4 protein-coding genes are annotated in these 1580 nt (G+C 38.6%); 2 read left to right on the top strand and 2 right to left on the bottom strand.

Annotated features, from left to right (window positions below):
* The coding region (locus O9324_RS19840) for a type II toxin-antitoxin system Phd/YefM family antitoxin (protein WP_288141100.1) at positions 1–192 on the bottom strand (192 nt) is incomplete at its 3' end.
* A gap of 302 nt (positions 193–494) precedes the next feature.
* Between O9324_RS19840 and O9324_RS19845 the strand changes: the two genes are divergently transcribed.
* Entirely contained in the window at positions 495–695 is a 201-nt protein-coding gene (locus tag O9324_RS19845) for a RelB antitoxin-like protein (RefSeq protein ID WP_002770424.1), read from the top strand.
* Positions 692–946, top strand: coding sequence for a type II toxin-antitoxin system RelE family toxin (locus tag O9324_RS19850; protein WP_061430671.1), 255 nt, complete (start codon positions 692–694; stop codon positions 944–946). Before O9324_RS19845 ends, O9324_RS19850 begins: the two co-directional genes overlap by 4 nt.
* Positions 947–1000: 54 nt before the next feature.
* On the opposite strand, the gene O9324_RS19855 is transcribed toward O9324_RS19850, so the two are convergent.
* Positions 1001–1495, bottom strand: coding sequence for a DUF3782 domain-containing protein (locus O9324_RS19855; RefSeq protein WP_288141101.1), 495 nt, complete (start codon positions 1493–1495; stop codon positions 1001–1003).
* Positions 1496–1580 lie beyond the last annotated feature (85 nt).

Here is a 1580-nt window from a genome sequence, read left to right on the forward strand (position 1 = left end):
TTCTTGATGAGCTTTTTCTGCCTGTAAAGCCAAAAGTTGATTTTCCAACTCGGAAAATCTCTCAAATTCCTCGATTGACAGCACGACTGCAACATTACGTCCCTTTTTTGCTATCTTTACTGGTTCTCTTCGAGCCAAGTCTAACAGTTCGCCAAAGCGATTTTTTGCCTCTGAGGCTCCTAATGTTTTCATAACTAACCTTTCTAGAAACTAGCCATTATGGCCATTTTAGCTATTATAGCAATTATTGACAGGAGAATCACCGCCACCAGCGACTAACATCCCTAATACTTTGATACACTTCTCTTAAGGCAACCTCCCCCCAAAAATGAAGGATTAAAGGGACTAAGTTGGGAATAGTTTCGAGGAAATGAGGGCGAGTGAGAGTTCCCAAAGCATGAAGGGTATTTTCCCAGAAGGATAGATCAATATGGTTAGGCGTTAACACCTGAGTTATAATTAGAACGAAAATTAACTAAGGCAGTTGTTCTCAAATGAAATTAAAGGAAAGGTATATCACCGATGAGCAGGGTAATCGAATAGGTATTCTTTTAGATATAGAAGAATATCAGAAACTGCTGGAAGAATCAGAAGAGTTAGATGCCATTAGAGCCTATGATTTGGCTGTCTCAGGTGGGGATGATGAAATTCCTTTTGAAGTAGCGATCGCTGAAATTGAAAATAGTCAGCAATGAGTTACAATATTACTATTAAAAAACGTGCTTCTAAGGCTTTAGCAAATCTCCCAAAGGATGATTATCAAAAAGTTCGAGATGGCATTAGAGAATTAGCTGAAAATCCAAGACCATCAGGATGTCTAAAACTGACAGGAAGAGAAGGTTGGCGGGTTCGGATTGGAGTTTATCGAATTATTTATGGGATCGATGATTCAGAAAAGAAGGTGATTGTTCTTGATATTGGGCATCGAAAGGATATTTACCGCTAAATACAAGCAATCATCCCTCACAATATCAGAGCAAAAGCGATCGCCTTTGATGTTTTAATAGGTTTGAGGTTGAAAATTATCGGGAATATCTAATTCAAATACCTGGTCATGAATCCGAGCCACATAAAACCCTTCTTGCAGAATTTTTTCTCGTAATTCGTTGGATAAGTCAACGGATGCTAGTATGCCATAGAGTTTTTTATCTTTGTGTTCAGGAAAAAAGCTGCGAAACCGTTGCAAAATACTTTTTAATTGTGTAATAGATTCCTCTCTAGCATGACTTTTAACCTCGACGATATAGGCAGTATTTAGCTCACCATTAGTATAGGCAAGAACATCAATTTCTAGGTGTTGTCCATTTTTACTGACTCGCACACTGGGACTAACAACTTCCATACCAAAGCGTTGTCTGAGAATCGTTTCCATTGAGGGAAGGGCAAGTCCTTCGGTAAAGCTGCCGAATTTGGCACCAAGTCCCCCAATTTGCCGTCCTAATTCTGGCTCTTCGGGAATTGTTATGCAAATAATTAACTTAAAATAAAATTCGATGAGAGCAACTACGCTCAAAAGTAGCTGAAATTCATACAGGAAAGGACTTAAGGCACAAATAGGTTAATACCAAAAGATAGACAAT

It is taken from the genome of Microcystis sp. LE19-84.1B, from assembly GCF_027531875.1.
In the GTDB taxonomy this organism is placed as follows: domain Bacteria; phylum Cyanobacteriota; class Cyanobacteriia; order Cyanobacteriales; family Microcystaceae; genus Microcystis; species Microcystis panniformis.